This window comes from Stenotrophomonas maltophilia, assembly GCF_047497515.2.
Lineage (GTDB): Bacteria > Pseudomonadota > Gammaproteobacteria > Xanthomonadales > Xanthomonadaceae > Stenotrophomonas.
This window is the reverse complement of sequence record NZ_JAXAXL020000011.1, coordinates 40805-56466: the sequence shown is the minus strand read 5'-3', so window position 1 is coordinate 56466 and position 15662 is coordinate 40805. Positions and strand designations below refer to the sequence as shown.

At 68.0% G+C, this 15662-nt stretch carries 15 protein-coding genes; 13 read left to right on the top strand and 2 right to left on the bottom strand.

The window, feature by feature from the left end; genetic code table 11:
- Positions 1–94: 94 nt before the first annotated feature.
- From ACMZPQ_RS15180 to ACMZPQ_RS15165, 4 genes are all read left to right on the top strand, one after another.
- Complete coding sequence (locus ACMZPQ_RS15180) at positions 95–1750, top strand: FecR family protein (protein WP_312647839.1); 1656 nt, start codon at positions 95–97, stop codon at positions 1748–1750.
- Positions 1747–3369 carry a CHASE2 domain-containing protein gene (locus ACMZPQ_RS15175; protein WP_197580648.1) on the top strand — a complete coding sequence of 541 codons (1623 nt, stop codon included), beginning with the start codon at positions 1747–1749 and terminating at the stop codon, positions 3367–3369. Before ACMZPQ_RS15180 ends, ACMZPQ_RS15175 begins: the two co-directional genes overlap by 4 nt.
- A 166-nt stretch (positions 3370–3535) precedes the next feature.
- Positions 3536–3988 carry a DUF4442 domain-containing protein gene (locus ACMZPQ_RS15170; RefSeq protein ID WP_197580647.1) on the top strand — a complete coding sequence of 151 codons (453 nt, stop codon included), beginning with the start codon at positions 3536–3538 and terminating at the stop codon, positions 3986–3988.
- A 46-nt stretch (positions 3989–4034) separates the two neighbouring features.
- The gene (locus ACMZPQ_RS15165) at positions 4035–4751 is read left to right on the top strand and encodes a hypothetical protein (RefSeq protein WP_197580646.1); all 717 of its coding nucleotides are present in this window, start codon (positions 4035–4037) and stop codon (positions 4749–4751) included.
- Positions 4752–4759: 8 nt separating this feature from the next.
- On the opposite strand, the gene ACMZPQ_RS15160 is transcribed toward ACMZPQ_RS15165, so the two are convergent.
- Complete coding sequence (locus ACMZPQ_RS15160; protein WP_197580645.1) at positions 4760–6073, bottom strand: hypothetical protein; 1314 nt, start codon at positions 6071–6073, stop codon at positions 4760–4762.
- Positions 6074–6149: 76 nt separating this feature from the next.
- Between ACMZPQ_RS15160 and ACMZPQ_RS15155 the strand changes: the two genes are divergently transcribed.
- The 9 genes from ACMZPQ_RS15155 (at position 6150) to rnfB (ending at position 15113) form a co-directional block, all read left to right on the top strand.
- Positions 6150–6833 carry a DUF502 domain-containing protein gene (locus ACMZPQ_RS15155; protein WP_049427719.1) on the top strand — a complete coding sequence of 228 codons (684 nt, stop codon included), beginning with the start codon at positions 6150–6152 and terminating at the stop codon, positions 6831–6833.
- Positions 6830–7615: a queuosine precursor transporter gene (locus ACMZPQ_RS15150; RefSeq protein ID WP_197580644.1), complete on the top strand. Its 786-nt coding sequence runs from the start codon at positions 6830–6832 to the stop codon at positions 7613–7615. The genes ACMZPQ_RS15155 and ACMZPQ_RS15150 overlap by 4 nt, the downstream gene beginning before the upstream one ends.
- 94 nt (positions 7616–7709) lie before the next feature.
- Positions 7710–9656 (top strand): DUF885 domain-containing protein, encoded by a 1947-nt coding sequence (locus tag ACMZPQ_RS15145; RefSeq protein WP_197580643.1) that lies wholly within the window; start codon positions 7710–7712, stop codon positions 9654–9656.
- Between the two features lie 16 nt (positions 9657–9672).
- Positions 9673–10743, top strand: a complete 1071-nt coding sequence (locus tag ACMZPQ_RS15140; RefSeq protein WP_197580642.1) for a serine hydrolase domain-containing protein — start codon at positions 9673–9675, stop codon at positions 10741–10743.
- Positions 10740–11144: an SMU1112c/YaeR family gloxylase I-like metalloprotein gene (gene gloA2, locus ACMZPQ_RS15135; RefSeq protein ID WP_197580641.1), complete on the top strand. Its 405-nt coding sequence runs from the start codon at positions 10740–10742 to the stop codon at positions 11142–11144. The genes ACMZPQ_RS15140 and gloA2 overlap by 4 nt, the downstream gene beginning before the upstream one ends.
- 235 nt (positions 11145–11379) lie before the next feature.
- Complete coding sequence (locus ACMZPQ_RS15130) at positions 11380–11823, top strand: DUF2147 domain-containing protein (protein WP_008268041.1); 444 nt, start codon at positions 11380–11382, stop codon at positions 11821–11823.
- Between the two features lie 101 nt (positions 11824–11924).
- Positions 11925–14006, top strand: coding sequence for a methionine--tRNA ligase (gene metG, locus ACMZPQ_RS15125; RefSeq protein ID WP_197580640.1), 2082 nt, complete (start codon positions 11925–11927; stop codon positions 14004–14006).
- 78 nt (positions 14007–14084) lie between these two features.
- Positions 14085–14675 (top strand): HAD family hydrolase, encoded by a 591-nt coding sequence (locus ACMZPQ_RS15120; protein ID WP_197580650.1) that lies wholly within the window; start codon positions 14085–14087, stop codon positions 14673–14675.
- A gap of 24 nt (positions 14676–14699) precedes the next feature.
- Positions 14700–15113, top strand: coding sequence for an Rnf electron transport complex subunit RnfB (rnfB, locus tag ACMZPQ_RS15115; protein ID WP_197580639.1), 414 nt, complete (start codon positions 14700–14702; stop codon positions 15111–15113).
- Between the two features lie 64 nt (positions 15114–15177).
- Here rnfB and ACMZPQ_RS15110 read toward each other — a convergent pair whose 3' ends face one another.
- Entirely contained in the window at positions 15178–15525 is a 348-nt protein-coding gene (locus ACMZPQ_RS15110) for a RidA family protein (RefSeq protein WP_005418155.1), read from the bottom strand.
- Positions 15526–15662: the final 137 nt, after the last annotated feature.

Below are 15662 nucleotides of genomic sequence, written 5' to 3'. Positions count from 1 at the left end.
CCCCCCCCCCCCCCCCCACGATCCGTTCGGGGGGATGAGGTCGGGGCCATGGGGTCTTGCAGCAGCACCCCCGCATTGCCGGGATTGCAAACCTGTGACCTTCGTCCGCTCGCTGTCGTTCGCCATGCGCTTCCAGGGCGCCCTGCTCTGCACCCTGCTCCTGCTGCCGGCGCTGGCCGCCGCCCAGGAATGGAACTACCGGGTCCGACCCGGCGATACGTTGTGGGATCTCGGCGGGGTGTACCTGAAACCGTCGGTACGCTGGCAGCAGCTGCAGCAGCACAACCGCATCGACAACCCCTACCAGCTGCCGCCCGGACAGTTGCTGCGCTTCCCGATCAGCTGGCTGCGCATCGAGCCCGCACCGGCACGGGTGCTGTCGGTCCGCGGCAAGGTCGAACTGTCCAGCGCCGACGGCAGCGCCACCCGCGCCATCCAGGCCGGCGAGCAGCTGCACATCGGTGACACGGTACAGACCCAAGGCGAATCCAGCGTCACCCTGGAATTTGCCGATGCGTCGCGCCTGCAGCTGCGCGAGTATTCGCGCCTGCGCCTGGACCAGCTCAGCCGCTATGGCCATACCGGCATGGTCGACACCCGCCTGCGCCTGCAGCAGGGGCGCGCCAGCAATCGCGTGACGCCCGCGCGCGGCCCGGCATCGCGTTACATCATCGATGCGCCGACGGCGACCAGCAGCGTGCGTGGCACCGTGTTCCGGGTCAGTGCCGGCGACAGCCAGCAGACCGCGGCTACCGAGGTACTGCAGGGCAAGGTGCAGGTGGGCAATACCCATGGCCAGCGCCTGGTCCGGCCAGGACAGGCCACCCGCAGCGGCAGCGCCGATGCGGCCCCCGCTGCGGTCTCCGCCCTGTTGCCGGCACCGCAGCTGCGCAACGACGAACTGCGCCTGGCACCGCTGCCGACGCTGCTGGCATGGGAGCCGGTCACCGGCGCCGACCACTACCGTGTGGAAGTGGTGCTGGCCGCGACGCCGGAAGTGCTGCTGTTTGCGGCCACCACCGCCGACACCCGACTGGCAATCGGCGACCTGCCGCCCGGCCAGCTGCGCATCCTGCTGCGCGCCGTCGATGCGCAGGGCGTGGAAGGCCTCGATGCCAGCGCCGATGTTGAACTCAGCGACCAGCCACCGCCGCCGCTCACGGTGTCGCCGCTGCATGGGCAGACGGTCAACAGCGATCGCCCACGTTTCCGCTGGAGCCAGGCCCCCGGCGCGCGCAGCAGCGTGCTGCAGATCGCCGCCGAACCGACCTTCGTGCAGCCGTTGCAGGAACAGGCCAGCCAAGGCACTGACCTGCGCCTGGCGCAACCGCTGCCGCCGGGCCACTACTTCTGGCGGGTGGCGTCGCGCGACGCCGAAGGCCACCAGGGCCGCTATGGCCAGGCGTTGCCGCTGCAGCTGAGCAACGAACCGGTCGATCCGGCGCTGCAGCCGCCCGAAGCCGCGCACGGCAGGTTGACCTTGCGCTGGCAGGCGGGCAGCGAAGGCCAACGCTATCGGGTGCAGGTCGACCGCCGCGGCGACTTCAAGGCCCCCCTGGTCGACGAAACCGTGAGCGAACCGCAGGTCAGCTTCAAGCGCCCGTGGCGCGGCACCCTGCACGTGCGCGTGCAGTACATCGACGATGACGGCCACGCTGGCGAATTTTCCCCGGCCCAGCAGATCGCCCTGTCGTGCCGCCTCTGCTATGGCGCCGGCGGTGGTGCGCTGCTGCTGTGGCTGCTGTTGTGAGGCGCTCACCGCTGCCCTGGTCGAAACGGATCCTGCTGGCCCTGCTGGCCGGAATACTGACGATCGTGGCCAGCCAGGGCCAGTGGCTGTGGCGGCAGGATGAAGCCGCCTATGACGCGATGGTTGGCGGCTGGGAGTACCGCCCGGACCCAAGCGTGCTGCTCGTGGCCATCGATGAAGGCAGCCTGCAGCGCATCGGCCAGTGGCCGTGGCCCCGTTCGGTGCATGCCCGATTGCTGGACCGGCTGACCGATGCCGGCGCTGAACGCGTTGCGCTGGATCTGATGCTCTCCGAGCCGGATCGCCGCGACAGCCGCCAGGACGAAGCGCTGGCCGCCGCGATACGCCGCAACGGCCGCGTGGTGCTGCCGGTGCTGGCCGCGCCTGCCGCCGGTGATCGCATGGCCGAGGAGATGCTGCCGATTCCGCAGATTGCCGCCAGTGCCGCCGCCATCGGCCACACCGATGTGGAAGTGGATGGCGATGGTGTTGCCCGGGGCGTGTACCTGCAGGCGGGGATCGGCCAGGCCCACTGGCCGGCGCTCGGCCTGGCCCTGGCCGGGCTGCCCGCCGACGCGGTACACGGCCTGCCAGACCCGGATCCGGGGGTGCGCTCGCCCTACCAGTGGCGGCGCGATGACTACGTGCGGGTACGCTACGCCGGTCCGCCCGAACGCTTGCCGCAGGTCTCCTACGCCGACGTACTCGATGGCCATGTGGACATGGCCATGCTGCATGGCCGGCGCATCGTCGTGGGCATGACCGCCAGTGGCATCGCGCCGCGACTGCTGACCCCGACCACTCGCGAGTTCTGGATGAGCGGCAGCGAGTACCAGGCCAACATCGCCTCGATGCTGTTGCAGCACAAGCAGATCAATATGCTGCCACGCCTCTGGCAGCACGCCATCAGTGCCGTGCTGGTGGCGCTGTGCGTGATCCTGCTGGGCCTGCGCCTGCCGTGGCTGGCGGCGCTGGTTTCGCTGCCGATGGCCCCTGTGTTGAGCTGGCTGCTGTTGCGTACCAGCAACCTGTGGTGGGCGCCGGCCACAGCCTTGCTGGGCGTCCTACTGGTACTGCTGGCGTGGGCGATCTGGCGGATTTCGGCCTGGCACCGGCAGGCCAACCGCGATGCACTGACCGGCCTGGGCAACCGCCTGCGCTTCGAGCAGGCGCTGCAGCAGGAATGCGACGCCGCGCGACGTGGCGGCAAGCCGCTGAGCCTGGCCCTGATCGACGTTGATCACTTCAAGCGGCACAACGACCGCCATGGCCACCAGGTGGGCGACCGCGTGCTGCGCGACGTCGCCCAGTTGATCGGAGCGCATGCGCGGCGCCCGCGCGACATGGCCGCGCGCTACGGTGGCGACGAGTTCGCGCTGGTGCTGCCCGATACCCCTGCCGAAGGCGCGCGGCAGGTGATCGAGGACCTGATCGCCTGCGTGCGGGCGCTGCCGGCCCATGGCGAGGGCAACGATGATCGGGTCACGCTCACCATCGGCGTGTTCACCCGCGTACCCGACGGCGAACTGCAACCCCATCACTTCGTCGAAGGCGCCGACACCGCGCTGTACCAGGCCAAGGCCAACGGCCGCGACGGTTACATGATCGACGGCGCATAACGGCGCCGAAGGCCATCACTCGTAGCGTCGAGCTTGCTCGACTGCATCAACGCCAAAAGCCGTCGAGCACGCTCGACGCTACATGTTGATCCGCTTCGGCCGGGAGCGTGCAACATACGCATGCGAATGGTTAGACTGGGCGCCCTGCCCTGCGCCCGGATCCCCCATGAACGCCCGCCTGTTCCGCCTCGGCATCAATCTCTGGCCGCCGTTCCTGTTCACCGGCATCCATGTCACCCGCATCACGCCCGATTACCGGCAGATCGACGTCGAACTGCGCCTGCGGCCCTGGAACCGCAACTATGTCGGCACCCACTTCGGCGGCAGCCTGTTCGCGATGACCGATCCGTTCTGGATGCTCGGCCTGCTGCACACCCTCGGCCGCGACTACTACGTGTGGGATCGCGCTGGCGCCATCGATTTCCTCAAGCCCGGCCGCGGCACCGTGCGCACCTCGTTCCGCATCGACGATGCGCTGCTGGACGAACTGCGTGCCGAGGCGGCCAGCGGCGAAAAGGTGCTGCGCTGGTTCAGCAACGACGTGGTCGATGCAAGTGGCGAGGTGGTCGCCCAGGTGCGCAAGCAGGTCTACCTCCGCCTGAAGCCACACGCGCGCTGATTGCCCCGCAGGCGCTATCCTCTGCGCCCCTGCCAAGGAGGCTCCGATGCGCCGTTACGCCCTTTCCGCACTGCTGGCTGCGCTGCCCTGCGCAGCACACGCGCTGGACCTTCCACCCACGCAGTACCCGGCGCTGCCGGCCCAGGCAGCCGATGCCGCCGGCTTCGTGCCCCAAGGCTGGACGCTGGAATCGAGCATCGAAGGCGATCTCGACCAGGACGGCCGCGCGGACCTGGTGCTGGTGCTGCGCCAGCAGGATCCGCGCAATGTCATCGAGCACGATGGCTTCGGTCCCTCGCCCTACGACAGCAACCCGCGCATCCTCGCCATCGCCTGGTCGCGTGCTTCCGGCTACGTGCTGGCGGCACAGGACCACCAGCTGATTCCGCGCCCGGACAATCCGGTGATGAGCGACCCGCTCGAAGACGGCGGCGTCAGCATCCAGCGCGGCACGCTGAAGGTGGCGCTGTTCTCGTTCTCCAGCGCAGGCAGCTGGTCGATGGGCACCACCGCGTTCACCTTCCGCTGGCAGGATGGCGCCTTCGTGCTGATCGGCTACGACCAGGACTCGGTGATGCGCAACTCCGGGCAGACCACTTCGCTGAGCGTGAATTTCTCTACGCGCAAGGTGAAGCGCGTCGAAGGCAGCATCGAGGACGACAAGGAAAGCGTGCGCTGGGAACCGCTGCGCAGCCGCCACCGCTGGACGCTCGAGACCGTGGGCGATGGCTGGAGCTTCGATCCGGTAGCCGGCACCGGCTGAGCCAGGCCTCAGTCGGCGGCGATGGTGGAACCGGCATCCACCCGCAGCGGCACCGACAACCACGCCGCTTCGTCCTGGCTGCGCGGTGGCGCACGTCGTGGCACCTGCAGGCGATGGCCGTCAGCGGACAGCTGCGGAGCACGCATCGACGAGCGCAACTGCGCCGGCAGCCGCTGCAGCGCCTCGACCGGTTCATCGGCCTGCTGCCGCAACCAGCGCTGCGCCGCCAACAAGCGCACCATCGCGGCCGCATCCTGGGGCCGCGACGCATAGGCAGGGTAGGCCGGCCCGGCGATATCGGTCAGCACGCACCCCATGTAGTTCGACAGGCAGCCGAAATCACGTTGCAGCGGTGCGGAAACCGGTAGCGGGCGATCCGTCTCCAGGGCCGCCCGTGCGACCGGCCCGCAGGCCCAACCGAGATTGCCGGCACTGCGCGCCAGGGTACTGCCGCGATCCAGTACCAGTGCCACACCGAATCCTTCCACTGAGGTCTCGATCACCGCGCGGCTCATCGCGAACTCGCCCTGCATGGCCCGGCACAGGCTCTGTTCCTCGGCCAGCATCGGTCGCATTGCCGCCTCGCATTCCGCCGGCAACGGATGATCGGCAGGCAGTTCAACCAGCATGTCGGCCAGCAGCTGCGCATTGGCCTGCACCAGACTGGCACCGATGACGCTGTCGATCAGATAGCTGCCACCCGGCAGCAGCCGGCGCCCAAGCTGCAGCCCGCGGCAGCTGCCCCGCAGGGCGCCGTCGACATCGCCCTGCACGTAGGCCAATGCGCGTGCGCTGATCGCATCCACCATCCATCCGTAAGCGGGCAGCGGCACTATGATGCCCTCGCCCTTGGGTGCGAACGGCGACACGAAGTGATCCGCGTCGGCCAGCTGGTCCAGCCGCGCGTGCAGCTGCTGGTGCCCGGCATGCGCGTCGATGAAACGCTGCGGATCGGCGCGCACCTGGGCCAGGCAGCCGCTGGCGGTCGGGCCGCAGCTGGCCGCAGCCCGCGGGTGCAGCTCGGCAGCGCGGCTGGCCGGAGGGGTCGGTGCGATGCCATTGCCCCGCAGGTCGGCATCCCAGCGCCGCACAGCCTCGGCCAGCGCCTGTTCGCGCTGGCCGGAATCGAGGTCATCAAACGCGATCGTCCACAGCAGCGCATAACCGTTGTGGCCGGTTGCCGGCAGCCGCGCCTCCAGTCGCTGCTGCGCCTGCTGCCGCGATTCCGGCACCGGCCACATGCGCGAGGCGCACCACACCACGATCGCCAGCACCAGCAGGCCCGCCACGGTCCAGCCCAGTCCACGCAGAATCTTCAACACAGCTTCCCTTCCATGTGCTGTTGCCACCGTTGATTGCCCAGCGTAATCGACCTGCGGTGAACGCTACAATGCGCGCATGTCGCTCGAAGCCCCCGCCCTGGTTCCCCGCCCCTCCCTGCAGCGCCTGTTCCTGACCGGCCTGCTGACCCTGCTGCCGATCTGGCTGACCTGGGTGGTGGTCAAGTTCGTGTTCGTGCTGCTGTCGGGCATCTCCAGCCCGCTGGTGGTGCCCCTGTCCGAGCAGATCGCCACCAGCTTCCCGCATTACCTCGGCTGGGTCCGCGCCGAGTGGATCCAGGACACCATCGCGCTGCTGGCCACCTTGCTGGTGATCCTGGCCGTGGGCGTGGCCAGCCGCCGCGTGCTCGGCCAGCGCCTGCTGCGCTGGGTGGGCGCGGTCATCAAGCGCATTCCCCTGGCCAGCATCATCTACGACAGCGCCAAGAAGCTGCTGGACATGCTGCAGACCGAACCGGGCAGCACCCAGCGCGTGGTGCTGATCGACTTCCCGCACCGCGACATGAAGTCGGTCGGCCTGGTCACCCGGGTCATCAAGGAACACGGCACCGACCGTGAGCTGGCCGCGGTGTATGTGCCGACCACCCCCAACCCCACCTCGGGCTACCTGGAGATCGTGCCGGTGGAGTTGCTGACCCCCACCGACTGGACCGTCGACCAGGCGATGAGCTTCATCATTTCCGGGGGAGCCGTGGCGCCGTCCAGCGTGCCGTTCACCCGCGCGGGCGAACGCGCCGAATGACGGCAGCGCCGATCGATCGCCCGCTGCAGGATCGCGCGGTCCTGCTGTTCATCGTGCTGGCCGCGTTCTTCTGCGGCAACGCAGTGCTGGCCGAGTTGATCGGGGTCAAGATCTTCGCCCTGGAAGACACCCTCGGCATCGATCCGCTGAACTGGAACCTGTTCGGCCAGACCGGCTCGCTCAGCTTCACCGCAGGCACCCTGCTGTGGCCGGTGGTGTTCATCATGACCGACACCATCAACGAGTTCTTCGGCAAGCGCGGCGTGCGCTTCATCTCGTGGCTGGCGGTGGTGCTGATCAGCTACGGCTTCCTGTTTGCCTTCGCCGCCATTTCGCTGGCACCGGCCAGCTGGTGGGTCACTTCGATGGACGGCCACGGCGTGCCGGATTACCAGGCCGCGTTCGCAGCGGTGTTCGGCCAGGGCATGTGGACCATCGCCGGTTCGCTGGTGGCATTCCTGCTCGGCCAGCTGATTGACGTGGCAGTGTTCCATCGCATCCGCCAGGCCACCGGCGAACGCCATGTGTGGCTGCGCGCGACCGGCTCGACCGCGATCTCGCAGGTGGTGGACAGCTTCGTGGTGATCTGGATCGCCTTCGTGCTCGGCCCGCAGCACTGGCCGACCTCGTTGTTCCTGGCCGTCAGCAGCGTCAACTACGTCTACAAGATGGGTTTTGCGATCGCGTTGATTCCGTTGCTGTACCTGATGCGACGTGCGATCACCGGCTACCTCGGTGCCGAACGCGCCGCGGCGTTGCGTGCTGCCGCGGCGGCTGACTGAAGGCACAGCAACCGGAAGCTGACTGCGCCTTCACGCTGGCCGTACGCGGCCGGATCGTGCAAGCTCCACGGTCTGTGTTCCACGGAAGCTCCTGATGCCGCATCCCACCCGCGTCCTGGCCGCCGCCATCGCCGCGTTGTTCCTGTTCAGTGCCGTACCCTCGGCCGAAGCAGCGAAGAAGAAGGCCAGCCGCCCTGCCGCCGCGCAGACCCGCCAGGCGGCCAAGCCCAAGGCCAAGCCCGCCCGCACCACTGCGCCGGCCCGCGGCAGTTCGGCGCGCCGCGCCGCGCCGCGTCCGGTCGCCCCTGCGCGTGCGGTGCCCAAGCAGGTGCAGCTCGAGCGCCTGTATGACGAATACTGGGATGCCTCGATGCGCCTGAACCCGCTGCAGGCCACCTTCCAGGGCGAACCACGCTACAACGACCAGCTGCCCAACATCCTGTCCGCCGTGTGGCGACAGCAGTCGCACGACTTCACCACCCAATGGCTGGGCAAGGTCGAGAAACTCGGCAGTGACGGCCTGCAGGGCCAGGACCTGCTCAGCTACGAGATCTTCGTGCGCGACGCGCGCGCCTCGCTGGCCGCAGAGCGCTACCCGAGCTGGATGATGCCGATCAGCCAGTACTACAACATCGGCAGCATCATGGCGATCCTCGGTTCCGGTGCCGGCGCGCAGCCGTTCAACACCGTGCAGGACTACGACACCTGGTCGCGCCGCTCGCTCGGCATTCCCGAGCTGTTCGACCAGGCCATCGACAACATGCGCCAGGGCATGAAGGCCGGCGTGGTGCAGCCGCGCGACCTGATGGAGAAGGTGCTGCCGCAGCTGGACGCGGTGATCAAGCCGACCGCCGAAGAGAGCATTTTCTGGTCGCCGATCCGCACCATGCCCAGCACCATTGCCGCCGAAGACAAGGCGCGCATCAGCGCCGAATACAAGCGCATGATCGAACTGCGCATCATGCCGGCCTACCGCGCCCTGCGCGGCTTCATCGCCACCGAGTACCTGCCGGCCACGCGCGCCAGCAGCGGCCTGGGTGCACTGCCCGATGGCCAGGCCTGGTACGCCAACCTGATCGTGCAGACCACCGCCAGCGACCAGACCGCCGCGCAGCTGCACGCATTGGGCGAGCAACGCGTGCAGGAACTGCAGGCACAGATCGCCGCGGTGATGAAGGACGCCAAGCTGCGCGGCACACCGACCAAGCTGCTGCGTAGCATGCGCAGCGATCGCCAGTTCCAGTACGGCGATGCCAACGCACTGATCAACCGCTACCGCCAGGTGCAGCTGCAGGTCAACGCGCGCCTGCCACAGATGCTCGATACGCTGCCCAGATCCGGGTTGGAAGTGCGTGCGGTGGAACCGGAGCGTGCGCTGACCGCCGCCGCCGCGGCCTACCAGCCGTCGCCAGGCGAACAACCGGGCGTGCTGTACATCAACACCCGCGACCTGCCCAGCCGCAAGCGCTGGAGCGTGCCGGTGCAGTACCTGCATGAAGCGATTCCCGGCCACCACGTGCAGCTGGGCCTGCAGCAGGAACTGGCCAAGCTGCCGCGCTTCCGCCGCCTCGGTGGCGACCTTGCGTTCGTCGAAGGCTGGGGCCTGTACGCCGAAACACTGGGCGAAGACCTCGGCATCTACACCGATCCCTACGACCGTATCGGCTACCTGTACTCGCGCCTGCTGCGCGCCGCGCGCGTGGTGGCCGACACCGGCGTCAACGCACAGGGCTGGAGCAAGCAACAGGCCGTGGCCTACCTGCAGAAGACCGTGGACATGAGCAGCGATGACGCCAACGCCGAAGTCGAACGGATCATGGCCCAGCCTGGCCAGGCACTGTCCAACGTGGCCGGCCTGACCACCATCGTTGCCTTGCGCGACAAGGCCAAGGCACGCCAGGGTGCCGCCTTCGATCTGCGCCGCTTCCACGCCGAACTGCTGAAGGATGGCTCGATGCCGCTGGACGTGCTGGACCGCAAGATGGAACGCTGGATGACGCAACCGGCCAGCCCTGCGCCCGCGCCCACGCCGTCCCCCTGATCCTTCCGGAGCTGTCATGCGCCCTGCCGTCGTCCTGATCGCCGCCGTGCTGGGCCTGCTGCCGCTGGCGACCACCGCCGCACCGGTGCTGACCCCACCGGATGCGGGCATCGATGGCCTGATGCAGGCCTATGACGGCCAGGTGCCCGGTGCCGCGGTGCTGGTCCTCCACGACGGGCAGCCGGTGTTCTGCCGCGGCTACGGCCTGGCGGTGGTGGAAGACGGCACAGCGGTGACGCCGGCCAGCAACTTCCGGCTGGCCTCGGTCAGCAAGCAGTTCACCGCTGCGGCGGTGCTGCTGCTGGTCGAAGACGGCCGGCTCGGGCTGGACCAGTCGGCCCGCCAGTGGCTGCCCGAGCTGCCGCCGGCTGCGGCGGCCATCACCCTGCGCCAACTGCTGTCGCATACCAGCGGCCTGCTCGACTACGAAGACCTGATGAACCCGGCCGACCCGCGCCAGGTACACGATGCCGACGTGTTGGCCCTGCTCGCGCGCGAAGACCGCCTGAACTTCGCGCCCGGCACGCAGTACCGATACAGCAACAGCGGCTACGCGCTGCTGGCACTGATCGTCGGTCGCGCCTCCGGACAGGATTTTGCAGCCTTCCTGCAGCGACGCATCTTCGCGCCGCTGGGCATGGCGCACACCGTGGCGCACCAGGACGGTGTCGATGCGGTGGCGGCACGTGCCTACGGCTACAGCCGGATCGACGGCCACTGGCAGCGCACCGACCAGAGCACCACCAGCGCCGTCCTTGGCGATGGCGGCATCTATTCCTCGCTGGATGATCTTGCCCGCTGGGATGCCGCGCTGTATGACGATCGCCTGCTGTCGAAGGCCTCGCGTCGCGCGATGTTCAGCCCGGCCACCACGACCACCGAACCTGACGTGCCGCACTACGGCTTTGGCTGGCGCCTGAATGGCGCGGTGCAGTGGCACAGCGGCGAGAGCATCGGCTTCCGCAACGTGATCCTGCGCCACCCGGAAAAGCACCTGACCGTGATCGTGCTGACCAACCGCAACGACCCCGAACCCTATCCGCTGGCGCTGAAGATCGCCCAGCGCTGGCTGGACACCCTGCAATGACTGCTGCTCCCGACGCCCTGCTGGGCATCCACCACGCCGCACTGATCTGCAGCGACTACGCGCGCTCGAAGGACTTCTACGTGCGCATCCTCGGCCTGCGCGTGCTGGCCGAGAACCATCGTGCCGCGCGCGATTCCTGGAAGCTGGACCTGGCCCTGCCCGACGGCGGCCAGCTGGAACTGTTCTCCTTCCCCTCGCCGCCGCCCCGGCCCAGCCGCCCCGAAGCCCAGGGCCTGCGCCACCTCGCGTTCCGGGTCGCTGCACTGGAGCCGTTCATCCAGCGCCTGGCCGCGCAGGGCGTGGACTGCGAACCGATCCGCGTGGACGAATACACCGGCCGCCGCTTCACCTTCTTCGCCGACCCCGACGACCTGCCGCTGGAACTGTACGAAGTCGGTTGAGCGCTCTGGGGGGCCGGCCCCCGGGGTCAGATCCCTTTTCCAGGGGAAAAGGGATCTGACCCCATCGCCGCCCCCGGAAGCCTCATCCACGCATGGCGTGGATCTACCGTGTCGACCAAGGTCGACACCTACCAACCCAACGGCTGCACCCCGCCCCCCTTCCCCATACCCCGCCGAATGGGTATACAGTCGACGTGTACCGGCATCGTGCCGGAATGAACCCTGGGAGGGGACCATGCGCAAGACCTTCAAGACCCTGCTGTTGGCGTTGCCGCTGTGCCTGGCCGCGCTCTCGGCACAGGCCGCCGACAGCCCGGCCGGCCGCTGGAAGACCATTGACGACAAGACCGGCAAGGTGAAATCGATCGTCGAAATCACCCAGGCTGCCAACGGCTCCCTGTCCGGCAAGGTGCTTGAAGTGCTGCAGTCGGACAAGGGCCCGAACCCGGTCTGCGACGGCTGTGAGGGTGCCAACAAGAACAAGCCGGTGAAGGGCATGACCATCCTCTGGAACCTCAAGTCCGACGGTGCCAGCAAGTGGGCCGGTGGCCAGATCCTCGACCCGGCCTCGGGCAAGGTCTACAAATCCAAGCTGGAACTGCAGCCCGGCGGCAACAAGCTGGACGTGGCCGGCTGCATCGCCTTCATCTGCCGCACCCAGACCTGGGTTCGCGACTGAGGTCCCCGCCCCCGCGTTACCCTCGTGACCCGGCCCCGGCCGGGTCACCTCGTTGCGGGCATGCGATAATCTGCGGTTCCCCTCGGCTTCACCCCGCGACCATGACCCGTACCGCGCTCGTCACCACCGCCCTGCCCTACGCCAACGGCCCGCTGCACCTGGGCCACCTGGTCGGCTACATCCAGGCCGACATCTGGGTGCGTGCGCGGCGAATGAGCGGCGGCAAGGCCTGGTTCGTCTGCGCCGACGACACCCATGGCACGCCGATCATGCTGGCTGCGGAGAAGGCCGGGGTCACTCCGGAAACCTTCATCGCCAACATCCAGGCCGGCCACGAGCGTGACTTCGCCGCCTTCGGCGTCGCCTTCGATCACTACGACTCGACCAACTCGGCGGCCAACAAGGCACTGACCGAGCAGTTCTACCTGAAGCTGGAAGCGGCCGGCCACATCAGCCGCCGTTCGGTGGCGCAGTTCTACGACCCGGCCAAGGGCATGTTCCTGCCCGACCGCTACGTCAAGGGCATCTGCCCGAACTGCGGCAGCCCCGACCAGTACGGCGACAACTGCGAAGTGTGTGGCGCCACCTACGCGCCGACCGACCTGAAGGAACCGCGTTCGGTCATCTCCGGTGCCACGCCGGAAATGCGCGATTCGGAGCACTTCTTCTTCGAGGTTGGCCATTTCGATGCCTTCCTGCGCGACTGGCTGGCCGGCGACGTCGCCCTGCCGGGCGTGAAGGCCAAGCTGGGTGAGTGGCTCAATGCCGAAGGCGGCCTGCGCGCGTGGGACATCTCGCGCGACGCGCCGTACTTCGGTTTCCAGATTCCCGGCCAGCCGGGCAAGTATTTCTACGTCTGGCTGGATGCGCCGATCGGCTACCTGTCCAGCTTTCAGACCCTGTGCGGCAAGATCGGCGAAGACTTCGAATCGCACCTGCGTGCCGGCACCAGCACCGAGCTGCACCACTTCATCGGCAAGGACATCGTCAACTTCCACGGCCTGTTCTGGCCGGCGGTGCTGCACGGTACCGGCCATCGCGCACCGACCCGCCTGCACGTCAACGGCTACCTGACCGTGGACGGCGCCAAGATGAGCAAGTCGCGCGGCACCTTCGTGATGGCCCGCACCTTCCTCGACGCTGGCCTGGAACCGGAAGCGCTGCGTTACTACTACGCGGCCAAGTCCGGCGGTGGCGTCGACGATCTCGACCTGAACCTGGGTGACTTCATCGCCCGCGTCAACGCCGACCTGGTCGGCAAGTTCGTCAACCTGGCCAGCCGCTGCGCCGGCTTCATCAGCAAGCGCTTCGACGGCCAGCTGGCCGCGCAGCTGCCCGATGCGGCGCAGTACCAGCGTTTCGTCGATGGCCTGGCGCCGATCCGCGAAGCGTACGAGCGCAACGACCCGGCTGCGGCGATCCGCCTGACCATGACCCTGGCCGACGAAGCCAACCGCTACATCGACGACGTCAAGCCGTGGGTGATCGCCAAGCAGGAAGGCGCCGACGCGCAGCTGCAGGCCGTGTGCAGCCAGGGCCTGAACCTGTTCCGCGTACTGGTCACCGCACTCAAGCCGGTGCTGCCGGCCACCGCCGCGCAGGCCGAGGCCTTCCTGGCCGCGCCGGTGAACGACTGGACCGACCTGGTGCAGCCGCTGCTGGGCCACCGCATCACCGACTACACCCCGCTGTTCACCCGTATCGACCCGAAGAAGATTGACGCCATGATCGACGCCTCCAAGGACACCCTGCAGCCGGCCGCCGCTGCCGCCCCCGCCGCCAAGGTTGAAGCCGAAAAGCCGGCAGCACCGGCACCGGCCAAGGACGACGCAAAGAGCGCCGACGCGCCGGCCTACATCGGCATCGACGATTTCGCCAAGCTCGACCTGCGCATCGGCAGGGTGCTGGTGTGCGAGTTCGTGGACGGCTCGGACAAGCTGCTGCGCTTCGAACTGGACGCCGGTGAGCTGGGCAAGCGCCAGATCTTCTCCGGCATCCGCGCCAGCTACGGCGAGCCGGAAAAGCTGGTCGGCCGCAGCGTGGTGTTCATCGCCAACCTGGCCCCGCGCAAGATGCGCTTCGGCCTGAGCGAAGGCATGATCCTGTCGGCCGGTTTCGACGGCGGCGCGCTGGCGCTGCTTGACGCCGACAGCGGCGCGCAGCCGGGCATGCCGGTCCGCTGATGCCTGCAGCGGGCGTGGTTGCGACCACGCCCGCCGGCACCACCGGCCACCGGAGGCAATGCGATGGGAGGCAACGGAATGGAACTGGCGCTGTTCGACTTCGACCACACCGTGACCACCTGCGATACCTATGGCCGGTTCCTGCGCCGCGTGGCGACCGCCGAACAGCTGGCGCAGGCGTGGTGGAAGGTCGGCCCGTGGCTGGTGGCATACAAGCTGAAGCTGATCTCAGCCGAACGCATCCGTGCACGCGTCACCCGCCTGACCTTCAGCGACCGCCACAGCGACGACATCACCACGCTGGCCGCCGGCTTCTCACGCGAATTCCTGCCCGAGGTGGTGCGGCCGGAAATGCTGGAGCAGATCCGCTGGCACAAGGAGCAGCAGCACACGGTGGTGATCGTGTCCGGCTCGCTGGACCTGTATCTGCAACCCTGGTGCGAACAGCTGGGCCTGCAGTTGATCTGCAACCGGCTGGAAATCCAGGACGGCCGCCTGACCGGCCGTTACGCCGATGGTGACTGTGGCCCGCGCAAGGTCGAGCACATCCGCCGCCGGTTCGATCTGTCGCGCTACGTGCGCATCCACGCCTACGGTGACAGTGCCGAAGACAAGCCGATGCTGGCGCTGGCCCACGAACGCTGGTTCCGTGGCAAACCCCTGAAGTAACCCAACGCGCAGCCTTCGCCACGCATGAGCCTGATCCCGCCCCTGACCGAACGCCTCGACCGATTGTTGCCGCAGACCCAATGCGGGCAATGCGGTTACGACGGCTGCCGCCCGTACGCGCAGGCGATGGCACGTGGCGAGGCCGGCGTGGACCGCTGCCCGCCCGGTGGCGACGCCGGTGCACGTGCGCTGGCACAGGTACTGGGCGTGCCGGCCATGCCGTTCGACCGTTCGCGCGGCGAACACAAGCCAGCGCAGGTCGCGTTGATCGTGGAAGCGGACTGCATCGGCTGCACCAAGTGCATCCAGGCCTGCCCGGTGGATGCCATCGTCGGCGGCGCCAAGTACATGCACACGGTGATCGCCGATCTGTGCACCGGCTGCGAGCTGTGCATTCCACCGTGCCCGGTGGACTGCATCGAAATGCTGCCCCTGTAACGGGGCCTGCAGAAGGGGTCAGATCCCTTTCCCAACGGAAAAAGGATCTGACTCCGTTCAATGATTACGGCACTGCGGCCGTCACCACGATCTCGACCTTCCACTCGGCGTGGGCCAGCTTGGCTTCAAACGTGGCGCGGGCCGGAGTCGCACCCTCGACCACCCACTCGTCCCACGCCTTGTTCATGCCGTCGAAGTCGGCGATGTCGGCCAGGAACACTTCCGCGCGCAGCACGTGCTGGCGATCACTGGCCACCAGCGCCAGCAGCTTGTCGATCTCCGCCAGCACCTGCCGGGTCTGGCCGGTGATGTCCTGGCTGGTGTCTTCCGGAATCTGGCCGGAGAGATAGGCGACCTTGTTGTACACGGTCATTTCGGACATGCGCGGTCCGACGTCGTAACGCTCCATCATGGGCGTGGCTCCTGCGGGTGATCAGGCCTGCATTGTCCTCCAAAGCGGTCAACGATGGGTGCACGCGGACGTGCCGCGCAACGCCACTACCGGGCTCCGACACACCCGCTGGTCAAATGCCCGCGACAAGCGCACGA

Excerpts from the sequence above, each read along its gene's own strand:
- metG (WP_197580640.1), top strand. The coding sequence starts at position 11,925 with ATGACCCGTACCGCGCTCGTCACCACCGCCCTGCCCTACGCCAACGGC.
- ACMZPQ_RS15145 (WP_197580643.1), top strand. The coding sequence starts at position 7,710 with ATGCCGCATCCCACCCGCGTCCTGGCCGCCGCCATCGCCGCGTTGTTC.
- ACMZPQ_RS15120 (WP_197580650.1), top strand. The coding sequence starts at position 14,085 with ATGGAACTGGCGCTGTTCGACTTCGACCACACCGTGACCACCTGCGAT.
- rnfB (WP_197580639.1), top strand. The coding sequence starts at position 14,700 with ATGAGCCTGATCCCGCCCCTGACCGAACGCCTCGACCGATTGTTGCCG.
- ACMZPQ_RS15130 (WP_008268041.1), top strand. The coding sequence starts at position 11,380 with ATGCGCAAGACCTTCAAGACCCTGCTGTTGGCGTTGCCGCTGTGCCTG.
- ACMZPQ_RS15170 (WP_197580647.1), top strand. The coding sequence starts at position 3,536 with ATGAACGCCCGCCTGTTCCGCCTCGGCATCAATCTCTGGCCGCCGTTC.
- ACMZPQ_RS15165 (WP_197580646.1), top strand. The coding sequence starts at position 4,035 with ATGCGCCGTTACGCCCTTTCCGCACTGCTGGCTGCGCTGCCCTGCGCA.
- ACMZPQ_RS15150 (WP_197580644.1), top strand. The coding sequence starts at position 6,830 with ATGACGGCAGCGCCGATCGATCGCCCGCTGCAGGATCGCGCGGTCCTG.
- ACMZPQ_RS15110 (WP_005418155.1), bottom strand. The coding sequence starts at position 15,525 with ATGATGGAGCGTTACGACGTCGGACCGCGCATGTCCGAAATGACCGTG.
- gloA2 (WP_197580641.1), top strand. The coding sequence starts at position 10,740 with ATGACTGCTGCTCCCGACGCCCTGCTGGGCATCCACCACGCCGCACTG.
- ACMZPQ_RS15140 (WP_197580642.1), top strand. The coding sequence starts at position 9,673 with ATGCGCCCTGCCGTCGTCCTGATCGCCGCCGTGCTGGGCCTGCTGCCG.
- ACMZPQ_RS15155 (WP_049427719.1), top strand. The coding sequence starts at position 6,150 with ATGTCGCTCGAAGCCCCCGCCCTGGTTCCCCGCCCCTCCCTGCAGCGC.